This window comes from Leifsonia araucanica (assembly GCF_051161895.1).
Classification (GTDB): Bacteria; Actinomycetota; Actinomycetes; order Actinomycetales; family Microbacteriaceae; genus Leifsonia.
The window spans coordinates 3887060-3905570 of sequence record NZ_JBMBTW010000002.1 but is presented as its reverse complement, the minus strand read 5'-3'; the positions used below and the strand labels follow the sequence as shown (position 1 = coordinate 3905570).

General features: G+C 69.7%; 20 protein-coding genes. 11 read left to right on the top strand and 9 right to left on the bottom strand.

Annotated elements, in window-relative coordinates:
- Positions 1 to 7: 7 nt before the first annotated feature.
- Both ACN6M5_RS18720 and ACN6M5_RS18715 read right to left on the bottom strand, forming a co-directional pair.
- Entirely contained in the window at positions 8 to 1405 is a 1398-nt protein-coding gene (locus ACN6M5_RS18720) for a pyridoxal phosphate-dependent decarboxylase family protein (RefSeq protein ID WP_434952179.1), read from the bottom strand.
- 19 nt (positions 1406 to 1424) lie between these two features.
- On the bottom strand, positions 1425 to 2852 hold the full coding sequence (locus tag ACN6M5_RS18715; RefSeq protein WP_434952177.1) for an amidase: 1428 nt from the start codon (positions 2850 to 2852) through the stop codon (positions 1425 to 1427).
- Positions 2853 to 2965: 113 nt separating this feature from the next.
- Between ACN6M5_RS18715 and ACN6M5_RS18710 the strand changes: the two genes are divergently transcribed.
- From ACN6M5_RS18710 to ACN6M5_RS18700, 3 genes are read left to right on the top strand one after another with little or no spacing between them, the layout of a single operon-like run.
- The gene (locus ACN6M5_RS18710; RefSeq protein WP_085369994.1) at positions 2966 to 3328 is read left to right on the top strand and encodes a GntR family transcriptional regulator; all 363 of its coding nucleotides are present in this window, start codon (positions 2966 to 2968) and stop codon (positions 3326 to 3328) included.
- Positions 3325 to 4242, top strand: coding sequence for an ABC transporter ATP-binding protein (locus ACN6M5_RS18705; protein WP_434952175.1), 918 nt, complete (start codon positions 3325 to 3327; stop codon positions 4240 to 4242). The genes ACN6M5_RS18710 and ACN6M5_RS18705 overlap by 4 nt, the downstream gene beginning before the upstream one ends.
- Positions 4239 to 5015 carry a hypothetical protein gene (locus ACN6M5_RS18700; RefSeq protein WP_434952173.1) on the top strand — a complete coding sequence of 259 codons (777 nt, stop codon included), beginning with the start codon at positions 4239 to 4241 and terminating at the stop codon, positions 5013 to 5015. The genes ACN6M5_RS18705 and ACN6M5_RS18700 overlap by 4 nt, the downstream gene beginning before the upstream one ends.
- Positions 5016 to 5058: 43 nt before the next feature.
- On the opposite strand, the gene ACN6M5_RS18695 is transcribed toward ACN6M5_RS18700, so the two are convergent.
- The gene (locus ACN6M5_RS18695) at positions 5059 to 5454 is read right to left on the bottom strand and encodes a VOC family protein (protein WP_434952171.1); all 396 of its coding nucleotides are present in this window, start codon (positions 5452 to 5454) and stop codon (positions 5059 to 5061) included.
- A gap of 92 nt (positions 5455 to 5546) precedes the next feature.
- Between ACN6M5_RS18695 and ACN6M5_RS18690 the strand changes: the two genes are divergently transcribed.
- Positions 5547 to 5885, top strand: a complete 339-nt coding sequence (locus ACN6M5_RS18690; protein WP_085369990.1) for a DMT family transporter — start codon at positions 5547 to 5549, stop codon at positions 5883 to 5885.
- On the opposite strand, the gene ACN6M5_RS18685 is transcribed toward ACN6M5_RS18690, so the two are convergent.
- From ACN6M5_RS18685 to ACN6M5_RS18665, 5 genes are all read right to left on the bottom strand, one after another.
- Positions 5869 to 6417 carry a DUF2781 domain-containing protein gene (locus ACN6M5_RS18685; protein ID WP_085369989.1) on the bottom strand — a complete coding sequence of 183 codons (549 nt, stop codon included), beginning with the start codon at positions 6415 to 6417 and terminating at the stop codon, positions 5869 to 5871. The genes ACN6M5_RS18690 and ACN6M5_RS18685 overlap by 17 nt on opposite strands.
- A gap of 56 nt (positions 6418 to 6473) precedes the next feature.
- Positions 6474 to 7544: a hypothetical protein gene (locus ACN6M5_RS18680; RefSeq protein WP_434952168.1), complete on the bottom strand. Its 1071-nt coding sequence runs from the start codon at positions 7542 to 7544 to the stop codon at positions 6474 to 6476.
- Between the two features lie 88 nt (positions 7545 to 7632).
- The gene (locus ACN6M5_RS18675) at positions 7633 to 8211 is read right to left on the bottom strand and encodes a GNAT family N-acetyltransferase (RefSeq protein WP_085369987.1); all 579 of its coding nucleotides are present in this window, start codon (positions 8209 to 8211) and stop codon (positions 7633 to 7635) included.
- 59 nt (positions 8212 to 8270) lie between these two features.
- Positions 8271 to 8924: a uracil-DNA glycosylase gene (locus ACN6M5_RS18670; protein ID WP_434952445.1), complete on the bottom strand. Its 654-nt coding sequence runs from the start codon at positions 8922 to 8924 to the stop codon at positions 8271 to 8273.
- 59 nt (positions 8925 to 8983) lie between these two features.
- Complete coding sequence (locus tag ACN6M5_RS18665) at positions 8984 to 9502, bottom strand: phosphoribosyltransferase (RefSeq protein ID WP_085369986.1); 519 nt, start codon at positions 9500 to 9502, stop codon at positions 8984 to 8986.
- A gap of 79 nt (positions 9503 to 9581) precedes the next feature.
- On the opposite strand from ACN6M5_RS18665, the gene ACN6M5_RS18660 reads away from it, so the two are divergent.
- A complete protein-coding gene (locus ACN6M5_RS18660) occupies positions 9582 to 11069 on the top strand; it encodes an MFS transporter (RefSeq protein ID WP_085369985.1) in 1488 nt (495 codons plus the stop codon).
- 1 nt (position 11070) lies between these two features.
- Complete coding sequence (locus ACN6M5_RS18655; protein WP_434952165.1) at positions 11071 to 11862, top strand: aminoglycoside adenylyltransferase domain-containing protein; 792 nt, start codon at positions 11071 to 11073, stop codon at positions 11860 to 11862.
- 86 nt (positions 11863 to 11948) lie between these two features.
- Here the strand turns inward: ACN6M5_RS18655 and ACN6M5_RS18650 are convergent, their stop codons facing one another.
- On the bottom strand, positions 11949 to 13271 hold the full coding sequence (locus tag ACN6M5_RS18650) for a bifunctional o-acetylhomoserine/o-acetylserine sulfhydrylase (RefSeq protein WP_168688921.1): 1323 nt from the start codon (positions 13269 to 13271) through the stop codon (positions 11949 to 11951).
- Between the two features lie 123 nt (positions 13272 to 13394).
- Between ACN6M5_RS18650 and ACN6M5_RS18645 the strand changes: the two genes are divergently transcribed.
- From ACN6M5_RS18645 to ACN6M5_RS18625, 5 genes are read left to right on the top strand one after another with little or no spacing between them, the layout of a single operon-like run.
- Positions 13395 to 14174 carry an SDR family oxidoreductase gene (locus ACN6M5_RS18645; RefSeq protein ID WP_434952162.1) on the top strand — a complete coding sequence of 260 codons (780 nt, stop codon included), beginning with the start codon at positions 13395 to 13397 and terminating at the stop codon, positions 14172 to 14174.
- Between the two features lies 1 nt (position 14175).
- Complete coding sequence (locus ACN6M5_RS18640; protein ID WP_434952160.1) at positions 14176 to 14877, top strand: potassium channel family protein; 702 nt, start codon at positions 14176 to 14178, stop codon at positions 14875 to 14877.
- Between the two features lie 40 nt (positions 14878 to 14917).
- Positions 14918 to 16123: a homoserine O-acetyltransferase MetX gene (gene metX / locus ACN6M5_RS18635; protein WP_434952158.1), complete on the top strand. Its 1206-nt coding sequence runs from the start codon at positions 14918 to 14920 to the stop codon at positions 16121 to 16123.
- A 15-nt stretch (positions 16124 to 16138) separates the two neighbouring features.
- Positions 16139 to 17305 carry a sensor histidine kinase gene (locus ACN6M5_RS18630; protein WP_085369980.1) on the top strand — a complete coding sequence of 389 codons (1167 nt, stop codon included), beginning with the start codon at positions 16139 to 16141 and terminating at the stop codon, positions 17303 to 17305.
- Positions 17302 to 18507: a hypothetical protein gene (locus ACN6M5_RS18625; RefSeq protein ID WP_434952156.1), complete on the top strand. Its 1206-nt coding sequence runs from the start codon at positions 17302 to 17304 to the stop codon at positions 18505 to 18507. The genes ACN6M5_RS18630 and ACN6M5_RS18625 overlap by 4 nt, the downstream gene beginning before the upstream one ends.
- Positions 18508 to 18511 lie beyond the last annotated feature (4 nt).

Here is an 18511-nt window from a genome sequence, read left to right as displayed (position 1 = left end):
CTCGCGTCTAGCTCGCGTCGGCCGGCACGCGCGCGAGCGCGTCCGCGACGGCAGCGGCCGTCCGCGCCGCCTCGGCGCGGTCGGTCTGGAAGTTGCTCACCGAGAAGCGCAGCACGGCCTGCCCGCGCCAGCGCGACGGAGAGCCGAAGGCGACCCCCGCACCGTTCAGCGCGGCGGTCACCGCCCGCGTGCGCTCGTCGCTGCCGAAGGTCGCACAGACCTGGGTGAACACCACGTCGTTCAAGATGCGCACCCCCGGCAGCGCGGACAGCCGCTCCCGCAGTTCGGCCGCCGCATCCGCCAGCCGCTCCACGAGGTCGGCGACGCCGTCGCGGCCCAGTTGCGCCAGCACCGCGTACGCGGGAACGCCGCGCGCCCTCCTGGAGAGCTCCGGCACCCTGTCGTTCGGGTCGGAGCCGTCCACCGACGCCGGCAGGTAGGCGGCCTGCTGCGCGAACGACGCGTGCAGCGCCTCCGGTCTCGCCACGATGGCGATGCCGCAGTCGTACGGCACGTTGAGGGTCTTGTGCGCATCCGTCGCCCAGGAGTCGGCCGCATCCATCCCGGCGGTCAAGTGCCTCAGGCGCGGCGATGCAGCCGCCCACAGCCCGAACGCGCCGTCGATGTGCACCCAGGCTCCCGCCGCGTGCGCGACCTCGATGGCGTCGGCGATGGGGTCGAACGCTCCGGAGTGCACGTTGCCCGCCTGCAGGCAGACGATGGCGGGGCCGGAGTCGGTGCTGCTCGCGAGCGTCTCGCGCAGTGCGTCCACGCGCATCCGCCCCTCGTCGTCGGCGTCGACGAGCTGCGGCCTCCCCAGCCCGGCGAACCGGCCGGCCTCCTCGAGGGAGCCGTGGCATTCCGCGCCCGCGATGAAGCGCACGCGGGGACCGCCGGACAGACCGTCGGAGGCGACGTCCCAGCCGGCGTCGCGCAGCACCTGGTCCCTGCCGGTGACGAGACCGACGAAGTTCGCCATCGTCGCGCCCGTGACGAACCCGGCCTCCGCGGTCGACGGCAGCCCGAGCAGGTCGACGATCCACTCGCCGGCCAGCTCCTCCGCAGCGACGACGCCGGGCGTCACCGTGCGCAGGGTGGCGTTCTGGTCCCACGCGGAGACCAGCCAGTCCGCGGCGAGCGCCACCGGCTCCGCTCCCCCGATCACCCAGCCGTGGAACCGCGGGGAGTGCATCCTGAGCAGCCCGGGCTCGATGGCGTCGCCCATCCGGCGCAGCACAGCGGTGGCCGGCTCGCCGCGGTCGGGGAGGCTCCTGCCGAGCGCATCCTTGACCTGCTCGATGCTCGCGGTCGCCGGGATACTGCCCTCGCGGACGCCGTCGAGCCATCGCCCGGCGAGCTGCGACGCTTCGCCGAGCGCTGCATCGAACGGGTGGTCCGCGCTCACGCCGGTTATCGTACGCCGGTCACCAGAGCGGCGGGTAGCGCAGCTGCCAGCGCACCTTCCGTTCGAGCTGGGCGGCCAGGGACAGCAGCGTGCGCTCTCCTCCCGGCTTCCCGATCAGCTGCACGCCCATCGGCAGGCCGTCGTCGGTCTGGGCGATCGGCAGCACGATGGCCGGGAGGCCGGACACGTTGAGCATCGAGGTGAACGGCGTGTACTGCACCTGCTGCTCGAAGTTGCGTTCGCCGTCCTCCTGGTCGTACCAGCCGACCGGGCGCGGGGTCATCGCCATCGCGGGGGTGAGCACGGCGTCGAAGCTCGACAGCTGCCGGATGAGGGAGCGCTCGTATGCCGTGAGCGCCGACAGGGCCTCGCTCAGCTCCCTGGCGCTGAGCGCCCTCCCGCGGCGCAGCAGCCAGGCGGTGAGCGGTTCGAGCAGGTTCTCCGCGTCGCCCTCCGCCGGGATGCGCGCAGCACCCGCCTGCCAGATCGTGCGGAACGCCGGCGCGTACGTCGGGTCGGAGACCAGCGCCGTCTCCTCCATGCCGTGCCCCATGTCGCTGAACGCCTGCACGGCCGCGTCCAGCGCCGCCAGCGCCTCCGGGGCGATCACGATGTCGTACGCGTCGTCCCAGGCGGAGGTCGTCATCACGCCGAGCTGGAAGCGGCCCTCTCCGCGGACGGCGGTGCCGAGGAAGGGGCCGTCGTCGTCGTACGGTGCGCGGAGCGTGTAGTGGTGGTCGATGCGGCCGTCGCGGCGTGCGATCATCCCGTCGAGCAGGAGGGCGGCGTCCGCCGTGGTGCGCGCGAGGGGTCCGTCCACCACGAGGCCGGCGAGCGAGTCGATCCCGCTTCCTGCCGGCACGAGGCCCCTGCTCGGCTTCAGCCCGACCAGGCCGCACGCCGCAGCGGGGATGCGCACGGAGCCTCCCCCGTCCGAGCCGGGCGCGAAGGGGAGCATCCCGCTGGCCACGGCCACCGCCGCTCCCCCGCTCGACCCGCCGGAGCCGAGTGACGGGTCCCACGGGTTGCGGGCGGGAGGCGCCGCGAGCGACTCGGTGTATGCGGGGAGCCCGAACTCCGGGGCGTTGGTCTTTCCGAGGCTGACGGCGCCCGCCGCATCCAGGGTCTCGACGATCTCGTCGGAGGCGTCCGGCACGAAGTCGGCCATCAGTCGGGAGCCGAAGCCGGTGCGGACGCCCGCGCGCATCCACAGGTCTTTGTCTCCGGAGGGGAGACCCCAGAGCGGGGCGGTCTTCGGCACCGCGTCGGCGACGTGATCTGCGCGCTGCAGGGCGAGGTCGCGGGTGACGGTGACGAACGCGCCGAGCTGCGGGTTGAGCCTCTCGATGCGCTCGAGGTAGTGGGCGGCGAGTTCTCGGGGGGAGACCCGGCCGGTCTGCAGTTCCTGCCAGAGTGCGAGGGCGGTGAGCTCGTGGAGTTCGGCCATGCTCCGAGGCTATCCCCGATCCGCACGAAGAAATCTCTTGACAATGCAGGCCGAGCCTGGTTGGTTAGTTACATCAGTAACTAACCCATGAGGGTGCAGAGCCGGAGGTACCGATGATCGAAGAGGGAAAGCCGATCTTCGTTCAGATCGCCGAACAGATCGAGAACGACATCATCGACGGCGTATACCCCCCGGAGACCCAGGTGCCGTCGACCAACGAGTTCGCGGCCTTCTACCGCATCAATCCCGCAACAGCAGGCAAAGGCGTCAACATCCTGGTGGACGACGGGATTCTCTACAAGAAGAGAGGAATCGGCATGTTCGTTGCCGAAGGCGCCCGCGAGCGCCTCATCGCCAAGCGGCGCGACGCGTTCCGCGACGAATACCTCCGCCCCCTGCTCGCCGAAGCGGCGAAGCTCGGGATCGGACCCCAGCAACTCACCGAGATGATCACCACGGAAGGAATCAGCGCATGAGTGCCACAGCGACACCCACCTCGATCGCGCCGGCCGTGCACGTCGACGGCCTCACCAAGCGGTTCGGATCGTTCACCGCCATCGACGACGTCAGCTTCACCGTCAAGCCCAACAAGATCTACGGGCTCCTCGGCCGCAACGGCGCGGGCAAGACCACCATCATGCAGCTGCTCACCGGCCAGGTCTTCGCCTCGGCGGGCGAGGTCAGGGTGTTCGGCGAGAGCCCTGTCGAGAACGCCCGCGTGCTGCAGAACCTCTGCTTCATCAAGGAGAGCCAGCGGTATCCGGACGACTTCCAGCCGAAGCACGTCTTCCGCAGCGCCCCCTGGTTCTTCGAGAACTGGGATGCGGAGCTCGCCGAACAGCTGATCGCCGACTTCCGTCTTCCGGTGAACCGCCGCATCAAGAAGCTGTCCCGCGGTCAGCTCTCCGCCGTCGGCGTGATCGTCGGGCTCGCATCCCGTGCCCCGCTCACGTTCTTCGACGAGCCGTACCTCGGACTGGATGCGGTGGCCAGGCAGATCTTCTACGACCGCCTCCTCGAGGACTACGCGGAGCATCCCCGCACGATCATCCTGTCGACGCACCTCATCGACGAGGTCGCCAACCTGCTCGAGCACGTCATCGTGATCGACCAGGGGCGCATCCTGATCGATCAGGATGCGGAGGAGATGCGCGGATCGGCCACTACTGTGGTCGGCCAGCGCAGCGCCGTCGATCAGTTCGTCGCCGGGCGCGACGTGATCCACCGCGACGGCATCGGCGGGCTCGCGTCCGTCACCGTCGCCGACCTCTCGCCGGCCGACCGCGCCCAGGCGGCCACCGCAGGGCTGGAACTCAGCCCCGTCTCCCTCCAGCAACTCATCGTCCGCAAGACCAACGTCCGAGCGACAGAATTCGAGCAGAGCGCATGACCGCCGTCACACCGGAGTCGGTGAACCTCCGCACAACGCCCGCGTCCGCCCACCGCATCTGGAGGGTGGTGAGGCTCAACCTGGTCAACAAGTGGTCGACCATCTGGGTGCCCATGATGATCATGGCGTTCATCTGGCTGATCAACTATCTGATCTGGTGGATCATCTGGGTGGCCACCGCCCCGGCGGACCGGGCGCACGCGTTCGAGGGGACGCAGTGGAGCGGCGGGGCGTCGTACATCTTCGTCTACATGCTGGTTATCGGCATCCAGGTGATCTCGATGACCTTCCCGTTCGCGCTCGGATACAGCGTCACGCGGCGCGACTTCTACCTGGGAGCGGCGCTCACGTTCCTCCTGCTCGCCGCCGGATACTCGATCGGCTTCACCGTGCTGTCCGCGATCGAGGAGGCGACAGGGGGCTGGGGCCTCGGAGGCCACTTGTACACGTCGATATACTTCGGCGACGGCGGGTTCTTGTCGCGCCTGTTCATCGTGTTCGCGCTGATGTCGTTCTTCTTCTTCACCGGCTCGATCAGCGGAACCCTCTACATGCGCTGGCGGATGAACGGCGTGCTCGTGGCCGGAGCGATCCTCGCCCTGATCATCGTGGGCGCGATCGCGCTGATCACCTTCACGTCGAGCTGGCCGGCGGTCGGCGACTGGTTCGCCACGATGGGCCCGACCGGTGTCGCGGCCTGGCTGCTCCTCCCCACGGCGGTGGCGGCGGTCGCCGGCTACTTCGTGATCAGCAGGGCGACGCCGAAGAGCTGAGCCGGGCATCCATTCGCGGCTCCCGTCGCATGCGCGGCCCCTGTCAGGGTTGCTCGCCGAGTTCCTGGAACACGGTGAGCTGCAGCCCGGCGGGGGCCGCGAGCCGTGCGTTCAGGGAGTTCCACGGGGTGCGGGTGGGCGGCGCGATCAGCTCGGCCCCCGCATCCACCAGGTCGGAGGTGACGGCCTCGCTGTCCTCCACCTCGAACGCCAGCCGGATGTGCGGGGCGACGGGCCTGCCGACCTCCACCTGGTCGATCATGGCCTTCTGCGCCGGGTTCGCGATCTCCAAGGTCGCTCGCCCGGCATCCAGGATCGACACCAGCGCTCCCCCGTCGCCCGCGTACGACTCCTGCTCCTCGAGCCCGAGCGCATCCCGGAAGAACGCCAGCGCCTCGTCGTAGTCCTCCGCCTCGACCACGATCCTCAACTGCCTCACCCTCGCGCGCTTCTCGCCCTGGTCCATCGTGTCGTCCTCCCGCTAGCGTGTGTACTGCCCGGCGCCCCGCCGGCTGACGGGAGCGACCAGCTGTGCTCGGTTACCTCTACCTCGGCATCGCCATCGCGACCGAGGTCATAGCCACCACTTTCCTGAAGTTCACCTCGGGAGACAACCCCCGGTGGTGGGCGTACGTCATCGTGGTGGTCGGATACGTGGCGTCGTTCTTCGCCCTCTCCCTGTCGCTCGGCCGCGGCGTGCCGCTCGGCATCGCCTATGCGATCTGGTCGGCGATCGGCGTGGTCGCCATCGTGCTCATCTCGTGGATCTTCTTCAAAGAGAGCCTCACCTGGGTGCAGCTCGCGGGCATCGTGCTCGTGATCGGCGGGGTGGGCCTGCTGGAGCTGGGCGGGGCTAGAACTTCCGCGTGAACGGCAGCGGTTTCCGCATCCGGATCAGCAGCAGCAACGGCACGAGAACGTACGGCCCGTTGTAGAGCAGGAAGATGAACGGCTGCGGGGTGCGCTGCGCCGCGTCGCCGAAGAACTCGACGCCGAAGATCGGGATGCCCGTGAGGCTGATGATCATGGTCGCGTAGATCACCGCGTACAGCTGGATCCAGTTGTATCCCTTGGACAGGCAGATGACGAGCAGCACGTAGAACGGCAGGTAGATGAACGCCGAGGTGCCGGTGATGAAGCGCAGCCAGATCGGCGGGTTCTGGTAGAGCGGGTCGTACTGCGAGGAGTACGTGTAGTTCCACTGCGCGAACAGGTTCGTGGTGGTCGAGGTCTGCGGGATGCCGAGCGTCGGGATGGCGTCGCTGATGATGCAGGTCACGATGAACAGCGAGAACATCACGATGAAGAAGATGTCGACGGGGCGTTTGCGCAGCGGCAGGTTCGCGGGCGTCGCGGGAGCGGCGGAGGCGACGCGGCCGTTGTCCGGAGTCACGGTGGTCACCTTCGACACCTTAGTCACGGGAGCGGCCGCCCGTGCGCTGGGCGGCCGCCCGCGTGTCACGTCGTGCCGAGGTTGGCGATGACCTGCTTCGCGAGGGCCACGAGCTGCTCGTGCGAGATGTCCTTCCCGTCCGGCACCGCGTGCACCTGCAGCCAGCCGGAGTCCATCACGATGTTGAGGTAGCCGTTCGGCGCCCAGTATGCGGCCTGGCCGACGCCCGGCTGCTCGACGGCGTCGCTGCCGCGCAGGTGCTCCAGGTACGTGGCCCCTCCCGGAAGCACGCCGACGGAGACGCTGGCCGTGCCGTCGTCTTCCACCCAGACGCACCAGTACGCGCCGACCTGGTGGCCGACATCGAGTTTCGAGTTCGAGTACTCGCCGTCGTCCGACTTCACCTCGCGGGACGGGCCGAAGCCGATGGTCTGCGTGAGCTGGGCTGTCGTGGCGAGGCCGTCGCAGGTGGTCGCCCCTCTGAGCGCGGGCGCAGCGGGCTGCCAGACCGGAGCAGGGGCATCGAGAGCCGACACCACTCCGTAGCTCTGCGCGAGCAGTGCGGCGACCGCCGAGGTGGCCGCATCCGGCGACGCATCGCTGCCGAACACCGTGCCGACGATCCCGTAGCCGGGCAGCAAGGCGTGGAAGCCGCACTGGGTCACCGGGGTGCCGAAGCAGTACGTGTACGCGTCCGGTCCGACGGGCGACGGCGTGTCCTGCGACGCGACCGCCTCTCCCGTCCGGTACGCCTCGAATCCGGCCCTGGATGCGCCGGGGACGACGGCGATCCACACGGCGGATGCCGTCGGGCTGGCCGGGTCGGTGGTCGACCATTGGCAGGTGAGCACCCCCATCCGCTCGTCCGCGTACCCGGTCGGGGTCGCGGTGCGCTCGGGTGTCGACGTCACGAGGTGCGCGCCGCCCGCCTGGTCGACGAGTGCCTGCGTCGCGAGGGCGTCGCAGGTGGTCGCGACACGGACGGTCGGTGCCGCTGCCTGGGTCGCGCTGGGCGTGGGCGTCGGTTTCGCGGTGGTGGCGACCGGTGCGGCCGGCGCTCCCTGCGCGCATCCCGAGAGTGTGAGGACCACCGCGACGGCGACGGCGCCGAGAACGGATACGGCTGAACGCTTCATATATTCCCCCCAGAGTATGTGCGCATTTCAGCGCCCGCCGTCAGCGTACTGCGACCGGCCGCATCCTGGTCGTCGCGATGCCGAACCGTTATTTGAGGGAGCGCTGCATCAGCACGGTGCCGAGCCAGCGGTCGAACTTGTAGCCGACCCTGCCCATCCGGCCGATCTCGGTGAAGCCGAAGTTCTCGTGCATCTTGATCGACGCCTCTGCGCCCTTGTCGGCGATCACGGCGATCATCTCTTTGAGGCCCGCCGCCTTGGAGCGGTCGATGAGTTCCTGCATCAGCACGGGGCCGAGGCCCTTGCCGGTGGATGCCGCGCCTAGGTAGATCGAGTTCTCCACCGTGAACCGGTATGCGCGCTTCTGCTTCCACGGCGAGACGAGCGCGTAGCCGAGGATCTGGCCGCTCGGCGAGACGGCGACGATGAACGGCATGTTCAGTTTGTGCAGGTAGGCGTACTTGCTCTTCCACTCGCGCAGCGTCATCGCGTCCTCGTCGAAGGTGACCGTGCTGTTGGCGACGTAGTGGTTGTAGATCTCGCGGACCCACGGCAGGTCGGCAGGGACCGCATCCCGGATCGTGTAGTCGAACGGCGCCTCGGCCGGTTCCGACTTCCTCAGGTGACGCGGCAGCTCCCTGCGCGGCTGGTATTCCTCTTCAAGCACGGCACAAGCCTACGCGCGCGGCGGTTTCGGGGAGGTTACGAGTCGGGCAGGCCCACGACTCACGGTTCGAGCGACCAGTCGACCGGCTCGACGCCGCGCAGCCGCAACGCCTCGTTGGCGCGGGAGAACGGCCGGGACCCGAAGAACCCGCGCGAGGCGGACAGCGGGCTGGGATGCGGTGACTCGATCGACGGGTTGCCGCCGAGCATCGGCTTCAGCGTCGCAGCGTCCCTGCCCCACAGGATGGAGACGAACGGCGTGCCCCGCTCGACCAGGCAGCGGATCGCGTGCTCGGTCACCGGCTCCCAGCCCTTGCCCCGGTGCGAGGCCGGCTCGCCGGGGCGCACGGTGAGCACGCGGTTCAGGAGCATGACGCCGTGCCGCGACCACGCGCTCAGGTCGCCGTGCGGCGGAGGGGTGACGCCGAGGTCGTCGCGCAGTTCGCGGTAGATGTTCTGCAGGCTGCGCGGCACGGGGCGCACGTGCCGCTCGACCGCGAAAGACAGGCCGATCGGATGCCCGGGCGTCGGGTACGGGTCCTGGCCGACGATGAGCACGCGCACGTCGGCCAGCGGAGCGCGGAAGGCGCGCAGCACGTTCTCCCCCGCCGGGAGATACGGACGGCCGGCCGCGACCTCCGCGCGGAGGAAGTCGCCCATCCCCGCGATGCGGTCGGCGACGGGAGCGAGCGCGGACGCCCAGCCGGGGTCCATCGACCCGTCGGCGGCCAGGTCGTCGAGAGACTTCGGGACCACGATCCAGGATGCCCTGCTCAGGCTCCGGCGGTGACCGGAGGGAGCGCGGACCAGGGGAACGTGATCCAGCGGTCGGTGCGGCGCCAGACGAAGTCAGGGTCGAGCACCGTGCGCGGCTTCGAGTACAGGCAGACCGTGCGCACGTCCGCACCGGATGCGGCGATCAGGTCGACGACCATCGCCAGCGTCCTGCCCGAGTCGGACACGTCGTCGACGAGGAGGACGCGCTTGGACTGGAGGGCGCTCTGGTCGAGCATCGGCGGCAGCACCACCGGCTCGGGCAGGCGCTCGTCGACGCCCGTGTAGAACTCGACGTTGAGGGCGCCGCACGATTTGATGCCGAGCGCGTACGACATCGCTCCGGCCAGCAGCAGACCGCCGCGTGCGATGGCGACGACCAGATCCGGTTCGAAGCCGGATTCGACGACCTCGCCTGCCAGGTGCCTGGCGGCCTCACCGAACTCGAGCCAGCCCAGGACCTCTCGCTCGGTCTCCTGGAGAACGGCTGATCCTGAGTCGTCGAGTTCGCCTGCCATCCTCCTACCGTACCGGCCAGCACACCTCCCCGCGAGACACGGATACCGGTCGCGGTCGCGCTGCTGTTAGCATCCAGAAATGGTGTCAGGGAGGACAGGGTCCAGGGTCGCGCTCGGCGTGACCGCCGGACTGATCGGGTGGCTCGCCTTCGTCGAGGTCACGAGCGGGATTCTGCAGGGATACTACGTCCCGCTGATCTCCGACATCGTGCAGCATCTGGGCATCCACGACGCCGACTACAACTGGTTCGAGGCCGCTCAGCTGCTGCTGTCCGCCCTGGTGGTCCCCGTGCTCGCCAAGCTCGGCGACATGTTCGGGCACAAGCGCATCCTGCTGGTCGCCACCGTGCTCACCGCCCTGGCGACGTGGGCGCTGGCGTTCTCCAGCAACTTCACGACGTTCCTCATCGCGTTCGCCCTGCAGGGCTTCTACGTGGTGTGGCTGCCGCTCGAGGTCGCGCTGATCTTCGACCGTGGCCGCCGCACCGGCACCGCGGCGTCGCAGACGCGCAAGGCGGCCGGGCTCCTGGTGGTCGCGCTGGAGGGCGGCGCGATCGTCGGCGCCGTCGGCGCCGGACTGCTGTTCGAGGCGCTGGGCAAGAACGTGACCCTCACGCTCATCGTGCCCGCCGTCGCCGTCACGCTCGTCTTCTTCGCCATCCTGTTCGGCGTTCCGGAGTCCGAGCCTGTGCCGGGCAGACGACTGGATGCGGTGGGCTTCACCATCCTGACGCTCGGCCTCCTGCTGATCACCTCGGGCCTCACCTTCCTGCGCATCAACGGCGTCGGCACCTGGTGGGTGTGGGTGCTGATCGCGGTCGGCGTGCTCACGTTCATCCCGTTCGGCCGCTGGGAGCTGAAGCAGGACGACCCGGCGATCGATCTGCGGGTGCTTCGCCGCCCGAACATGTGGCCCGTGCAGCTCACGGCCGGTCTCATCGGCATCAGCCTGCTGGGCGCCCAGGCGCCGCTCAGCACCTTCGCGGGCACCGATCCGGTGAACGGCTACGGGCTCGGCCTGTCGGCCGGTCAGCGCAGCATCCTGATCGGCGCATACCTGATCTCGATGATCGTCGGCGCCGTGCTGTTCCCCGTGGTGTCGTCGTGGCTGAGTCCCCGGGTGACCCTGATCGTCGCCGCGTTCCTGGTGGGAATCGGCTATCTGCTGTTCCTGCCGTTCCACGCGGAGACGTGGCAGGTGTTCACCAACATGGCGATCGCGGGCATCGGCTCCGGGGCGCTGGTCGGCGCGCTCCCGGCGGCGGCCGCCGCGGCTGCGCCGCGCGGCCAGACCGGGATCGCCACGGCCCTCACCAACACGACCAAGACCATCGGCGGCTCGTTCGCCTCCGCCGTCTTCGGCGTCGTCCTCCTGACCGGGGCCGCGACCGTCACGGCGACGGCGGCGAGCCTGTTCGGCTACATGCTCGTGTGGACCATCTGCGGACTCGGCGCCATCGTCGCCGCCGTGCTGCTCTTCTTCGTCCCGAAGCTCGCCTTCGCCGACGCGGATGCGGGCGCGGAGCCCGAGCCGGACGCCGTCGCGGCGGAGTCGCCGGTGATCTGACATGGCCGCCCGCCTGCCCGACGCCGTCTCGGACGCCCTCACCGGCTTCCTGCTCGAACAGGCGCGGCTGGCGCCCGGGCTGGTGAGCCGCGCCGTCGTCACCGGATCGGCGGTGGCCGACGACTGGCACGACGGGGTGAGCGACATCGACGTCGTCTTCGTCGTCACGCGCGACCCGGCCGCCGAGCTAGAGCTGCTCGCCGGGCTGCACGCCGCATCCCGCCCCCACATCGACGGCATCTACCTCACCGAGAGCGAGATCGCGCGAGGTCCGGACGCCCTCCAGACGGCGCCGCAGGTGATCGAGGGCGTGCTGGTGTCCGCGCAGCGCGGCGCCCAGCTGAGCTGGGTGACCTGGCGCGAGCTCGAACACGGCGTGCAGGGCGTCCCGGACGGCGGCGACGTGATCTGGTCGCCCGTCGCCGACAGACATCCGGATGCGGTGGCCGGCTCCGTGGCGTTCTCGCGCGCCAACCTCGTCGAGTACTGGGAGCCGCTCGGCGAGAGTCTCGTCGCCGAACTGGACGGCCGGGCGCCGGACTCCCCCGTGCGCTCGGAGACGGTGCGCTGGGTGGCGCTCGGTCCCGCTCGCCTGCTCGCCACCGTGCAGACCGGCGAGATCATCTCGAAGTCGGCCGCCGCCGAGTTCGCGGCCGAACGCTGGCCGGAGCACGCCGATCTGCTCCGCAGGGCCGTGCTCGACCGCTCCGGCGACCGTCAGCGTTTCGTGGTCGCCGATGCCCTGCAGGCCGTCGCGCTGCTCCGCGCCTGCGTCGCCGCCGCCCACAGCTGACCGCGCCGCAAACGCGAGATGCCAGCAACTGTCGCGAATCGCCCGGGATTCGGCACAGTTACTGGCATCTCGTCGATGCGGTGCGGCTAGGCTCGCGCTGCCTCCACGACGGAGCGGGCGGCCGTCAGGCCGGCCTGCAGGTCGGTCTTCAGGTCGTCGATGTTCTCGAGGCCGACCGAGAGGCGCACCAGGCCGGGCGTGACGCCGGCGGTGAGCTGCTGCTCGGGAGTCAGCTGCGAGTGCGTGGTCGACGCCGGGTGGATGACCAGGCTGCGCACGTCGCCGATGTTGGCGAGGTGGCTGAACAGGCTGAGGTTGTCGACGAGCGCGCGGCCCGCATCCACCCCGCCCTTGAGCTCGAACGAGAGCACGGCGCCGACGCCCTTGGGGGCGTACTTGTTGGCCGCCGCATACCAGGGGCTGGTGGGCAGACCCGAGTAGTTGACGCTCGCCACATCCGGGTGGTTCTCGAGGAATTCGGCGATCTCCTGGGCGTTCTGCACGTGGCGCTCGACGCGCAGCGACAGGGTCTCGATGCCCTGGATGAGCTGCCACGCGCTGGCCGGGGCGATGGCCGCACCGAGGTCGCGGAGCAGCTGGACGCGGGCCTTGATGATGTATGCGAGGCCGTCGCCGACCGCTGCCGTGTACACCGCGCCGTGGTACGACGGGTCCGGCTGGGTGAGGCCGGGGAACTTCTCCGCGTTCTCGGTCCAGGCGAACTTTCCTCCGTCGACGATCACGCCGCCGATGACCGTCCCGTGTCCGCCGAGGAACTTGGTGGCGGAGTGCACGACGATGTCCGCGCCGTGCTCGAACGGGCGGATCAGGTACGGGGTCGCGATGGTGTTGTCCACGATCAGCGGGACGCCGGACTCGTGGGCGACGTCCGCGACCAGCGCGATGTCGAGGATGTTGATCTTCGGGTTGCCGATGGTCTCCGCGAAGAACAGCTTGGTGTTCGGGCGGACGGCGCGGCGCCACTCGTCCGCGTCGTCCTGGTTCTCCACGAACGTGGTCTCGATGCCGAGCTTGGCGAGGGTGTACTTGAAGAGGTTGTACGTCCCGCCGTAGATCGAGCTGGACGACACGATGTGGTCGCCGGCCTGCGCGATGTTCAGCACGGCGAAGGTCTCCGCGGCCTGGCCGGAGGCGACGAGGAGGGCGCCTGTGCCCCCTTCGAGCGCGGCGACGCGCTCCTCGACGACGGCCTGCGTCGGGTTCTGGATGCGCGTGTAGATGTTGCCGAACTCGGCGAGCGCGAACAGGTTCTTGGCGTGCTCCGCGTTGTTGAACACGTACGAGGTGGTCTGGTAGATCGGCGTGGCGCGAGCGTTCGTCACCGGGTCGGGTGCTGCACCGGTGTGGATCTGCTTGGTCTCGAATTGCCAGTCGGCGGCGTCGGTCATGGCTCACTCCTTCGGGTGGGATGCGTGTCGAGCGGTCTGCCACCGCCTCAACAGCAGGCTAGACGCGCGGGCAGGTGCGGGCAATGCGCGCGCAACATGCCGTAATCCGTGAAGAATAGGCGCATGAGCGTGAGACGGGTCGTTGTGACGGGTGCCAGTTCCGGGATCGGGGAGGCGGCCGTCCGGCTGTTCCGGTCGCACGGGTGGGATGTGGTCGGGGTGGCCCGCAGGGCCGACCGGCTCTCCGCGCTGGCCGAGGAGACCGGCGCCGACGTCTTCGCCGCCGACCTCACCAGGCAGGAGGACGTGGATGCGCTGCGCTCCCACCTCGAGGCGACCGGCCCCGTCCACGCGCTCGTCAACAACGCGGGAGGCGCGCGCGGCCTCGACTCCGTCGAGAAGTCGGACGTGGACGACTGGGTGTGGATGTACGAGATCAACGTCATCGCGACCAAGCGCGTCATCACCGCGCTGCTCCCCCTGCTGAGGGAGGGCGCGCGGCAGACCGGCCACGCCGACATCCTGAACCTCACCTCGATCGCCGGGCACACGGCGTACGTGGGAGGCGGAGGGTACAACGCGGCGAAGTTCGCCGAGCACGCGCTCACCGAGGTGCTGCGGCTGGAACTGAACGGCGAGCCCATCCGGGTGATCGAGGTCGCGCCGGGCATGGTGGCGACCGAGGAGTTCTCTCTGGTCCGGTTCGGCGGAGACAAGCAGAAACGGGATGCGGTCTACGAGGACGTGCCGGAGCCGCTGTCGGCCGACGACGTGGCGGCGACCATCGTGGATGCGCTGGAGCGGCCACGGCACGTCGACCTCGACCTGATCGTGATCAAACCGGTCGCACAGGCCGCGCCGTACCGGTTCCACAAGGGCGAGCTGCGGGTCGACGGCGACTGAGATGGCGGGCGACGAGAGCAGGAGGACCGTCTGGGAGGACCGGACGGCGTGGCCGCTGCTCGTCGCCAGCGTGCTGTTCCTGGTCGCGTACTCGTGGTCGATCCTGCAGCCGTCCCGCCCGGTGTGGCTGGGCGCGCTGCTCAACGGCGTGCTGTTCGTCGTGTGGGTTGCGTTCCTCGTCGACTACGTCGTGCGGCTGGTGCTGAGCCGGCAGAAGTGGCTGTTCGTCAGGAAGAACCCCATCGACCTGGCCTCCGTGCTGTTCCCCGTCGCCCGGCCGTTCCGGCTGCTGCGCGAACTGCACCGCATCCCGTTGCTGCGCGGCCGGTCGCCGTCGCACGTGCGCAGGCGGGTGCTGATCGTGGCCGCGACGACGGTGGTGATGTTCGTCTACGTCATCGCGCTGGCGGTCTATCAGGCGGAGCGGTATGCGCCGCACGCCACGATCGTGAGCTTCGGCGACGCGGTGTGGTGGGCGTGCGTCACGATGGCGACGGTCGGCTACGGCGACTTCGTGCCGGTGACCATCGCCGGGCGCATCCTGGCCGTCGTGCTGATGATCGGCGGCATCGCCATCGTCGGCACGGCGAGCGCGACGATCGTGTCGTACATCAACGAGCAGTCGCAGCGCCTGCGCCCGCCGAAGGACCACGAGCAGCACGACGAGCACGAGCCGGAGCACCAGCCGGACGAGCCCGCGTAACACGCACGCCCTCCCTCCCGCACTGAGCCAGTATGGAGACATGGAGTGGCAGACATCCGCCGATACGGCCCCGTCGAGTTTCATCACGGACGCCCAAGCGAGGTCGCTCCTCGGCAAGCCTCCGGCGAGTGGCGCCTGGAAGGAGTCGGACCCCGAGGGCTCCCGCTCGTTCGTCGGCATCGGCGAGTTCGCCTTCGAGAGCGGGCAGCGCATCCCGTATGTGCGCGTCGCGTACGAGACCTGGGGCACGCTGTCCGCTGAACGCGACAACGCCGTGCTCGTGCTGCACGCCCTCACCGGCGACAGCCACGCGGTCGGCAGCGCCGGCCCTGGACACCCGACCGCCGGGTGGTGGCAGGGCATCATCGGGCCCGGCAAGGCGATCGACACCGACCGGTTCTTCGTGGTCGTGCCGAACATGCTCGGCGGCTGCCAGGGGACGACGGGGCCCGCCTCCATCGCCCCGGACGGCACGGAGTGGGGTCCGCGGTTCCCGTTCACGAGCATCCGAGACCAGGTGAACGCGCAGGCCGCGTTCGCCGACGCGATCGGCATCGACCGCTGGGCGGCCGTGGTCGGCGGTTCGATGGGCGGGATGCAGGCGCTCGAGTGGGCGGTCAGCTACCCGGAGCGCGTCGAGCGGCTCGCCGTGATCGCCGCTCCGCCGTTCTCCACGGCCGACCAGATCGCACTCAACTCCGTGCAGATCGAGGCGGTGCGCACCGACCCGCTGTTCCGCGGCGGCCTCTACTACGACGCCGGAGACGGCAACGGACCGCACCAGGGTCTCGCGCTCGCCCGCCGCATGGCGCTGATCAGCTACCGCAGCTCGTCCGAGCTGAACGGGCGGTTCGAGCGCGCATGGCAGAGCGAGATCAGCCCGCTCGGCGACAACGGGCGCTTTGCCGTGGAGTCGTACCTCGACTTCCACGGGAACAAGTTCACCAGGCGGTTCGACGCGAACAGCTACATCACCCTGGTGCAGGCGATGAACTCGCACGACATCGGCCGCGACAGGGGCGGGCTCGCCGCCGCGCTGGCACGCGTCACCGCGCGCACCCTGGTGGTCGGCATCGACAGCGACCGGCTGTTCCCCGTCGAAGGGCAGCAGCAGATCGCCGCGCACCTCCCCGCCACCATCGACGGAACGGAGCCGGTCGTAATAGAGTCGGACTTCGGGCATGACGGATTCCTCATCGAGGACGATGCCGTGAGCGATCAGCTGCGCAGGCTGTTCGCCGCCTGAGCGGAACGGAGGAGCATGTCGCGCATCCAGAAGGAGCGTGATCGTCTCCTCGCGATGACGGCGAGGAACATCGGCCTCACTGCGACTGCGACCTCCCTGCTCTGTCTGAGCATCCCGGGCACCCTCCCGCTTCCGCTGTATCTGGCGGCCGTCGTGCTGCTCGCCTGCCTCGCGTACGCGCAGTTCCAGCTGGCGTCGCTGGCGCACACCGAGGTCTGGGTGGTGGTCATCGTCGTCGCTGGCGCGGCGATCGTCCTGCTCAACCTGCTGCCGGATGTGCCCCTCGGCCCCGCGGCGCTCAGCGCTGTCGGGATGATCGCGGGAGCGGCCGTCGCGAGCGTCGCCATCCCGACCGTGACCTCGCGCGGGAGGGTCGGGCTGCTCGTCGGCGCCTCCGTCGTCACCCTCGCGGCCGAGTCCGCAACGCTCGTGCTCACCGACTCGCAGCGGGGCGAGCCGCTGATCTTCACGGTCGCAGGATGGGTCGCCCTCACCGCCACGGGCGTGTGGCTGTCGCGCACCGTTCCCCGCACGCTGACGCGCATCTCGACGATGAGCCGCGCATACCGGGTCGAGCGCCAGGCGAGCGAGACGGAGGCGCGTCGTCGCCAGGGCGCGCGGCTGCTGCACGACACGGTGCTGGCGACCCTGACGCTGCTCGCGCACTCCGGCGTCGGCGTCAGCGCCGGGGCGCTCCGCGAACAGGCGGGCGAGGATGCCGCACTGCTCCGCCAGCTGCGGCTCGGCTTCACCCCGGACCCCACCCGCTCCGGCGACTACAAGCTCAAGCCGGTCGAGGAGTCGACGCTCGGCAACACGCTCGAGTCCGTCAAGCAGCGCTTCCGCAGGATGGGCCTCGAAGTGAACTGGCACGGCACGGGTCAGGTGCTGCTGCCGAGCGACATCCTGGATGCGTTCCTGCTGGCGCTCGGCGAGTGCCTGGAGAACGTGCGCAGGCACTCCGGCGTCAACGAGGCGCACGTCACGATCACCGACGACGAGACGACGGTGCGCGCGATGGTCACCGACTCCGGCAAAGGCTTCGACGTGAGCACGATCGAACAGGGCAGGCTCGGCTTCACGGAGTCGATCGTCGCCCGGCTGAGGGAGGTGGGCGGCAACGCCCGCCTGTTCTCCTCGCCGGGCAGCGGCACGACGGTCGTCCTCGAGGTGCCGAAATGACCCGCACGACGGAGGAGGGCCTGTCCAGGCGCGTCGGCAGCGACAGCGAACGGGATGCGCTCGGGCGCGCCAGGCTCGACATCGGCTTCAACGTGGCCGCCTTCGCCCTCATCGCGTTCCAGCTCGCCGTGATGCTGATGAACCTCGGCAGCTACACCGCCCTGCCGCTCTCCCTGGCGGCGTGGGCGGGGCTGCTCGTCACCCTCGTCGCCGCCGTGATCGTCCGGCCGCGGCTGCCGGACGAACTGCCCAACGGGATGTTCTACACGGCCATCGCGATCTGGGCGGCGGTCGTCGCCCTCGACGTGGTGGGGACCTGGGCCCCCGGCGACACGGGTGCGCAGCCGACCGCCGCCGTCGCCGTCGGGTCCGCACTGCTGCTCTGCGTGGCCGCGCGTCCTCCGTCGGACATCGTCATCGCATCCATCGGCCTGGGCGTCGTGCTCGCCGGCGAGTTCGCCCTCCGCGGCCAGCACGACCTCTCCGCGCTCGGGCCGGCGTTCGTCACCATCGCGCTGAGCGTCGCTCCCCCGCTGCTCGGCGTGCAGATCGTGCGGTCGCTGCGCACGCTCATCCAGTTGGAGCTCGACCTCGTGCAGGTGCAGAGCACGGTGTCCTCCCCCGGGTACGCGGTCGGGATGCTCGCCTCCGAGGAGCTGGCCAGGCTCGACCTCGCCGCGGAGCGCCTGCTCGACGGCGTCGCGAGCGGACGCACCACCCTGCCGCTGAACGAGGAGACGGCGTCTGCGGCGTCGAGCATCGCCACCGAGCTGCGCCTGCACCTCATCCAGGGCCGCAAGGAGACCTGGCTGTACCACGCCGTGACGGAGTCAGCGCTGCTCGGACCGGCGGTGGCGCTGACCGACAGTGAGGGCCTCGCCGCTGCGCTCACCCGCGATCAGCGCGACGGGCTGCTGACCGCGGTGTGGCTGCTGATCAGCGATCCGGTGCGGCAGGGAGCGTCCCAGCCGCGCAGTCTGACGCTCGACATCAGCCGTCCCAGCGCGCCAGAGCACGGCGACCCCAATCCGGGTGCCAGAATATCGATCGTGATTTCGACCACCGGTGTGCCGCGAAACGGGGTGGACCCCGCCGCATGGCAAGCTATCCGTAAGGTGGGCCGGTACGTCGAGACCTTCGCGGGTTCGACGCTGCGCATCGAGATCACCAGTGTGAGCGACAGCTCGGCCGATCTCGCCTGACAGC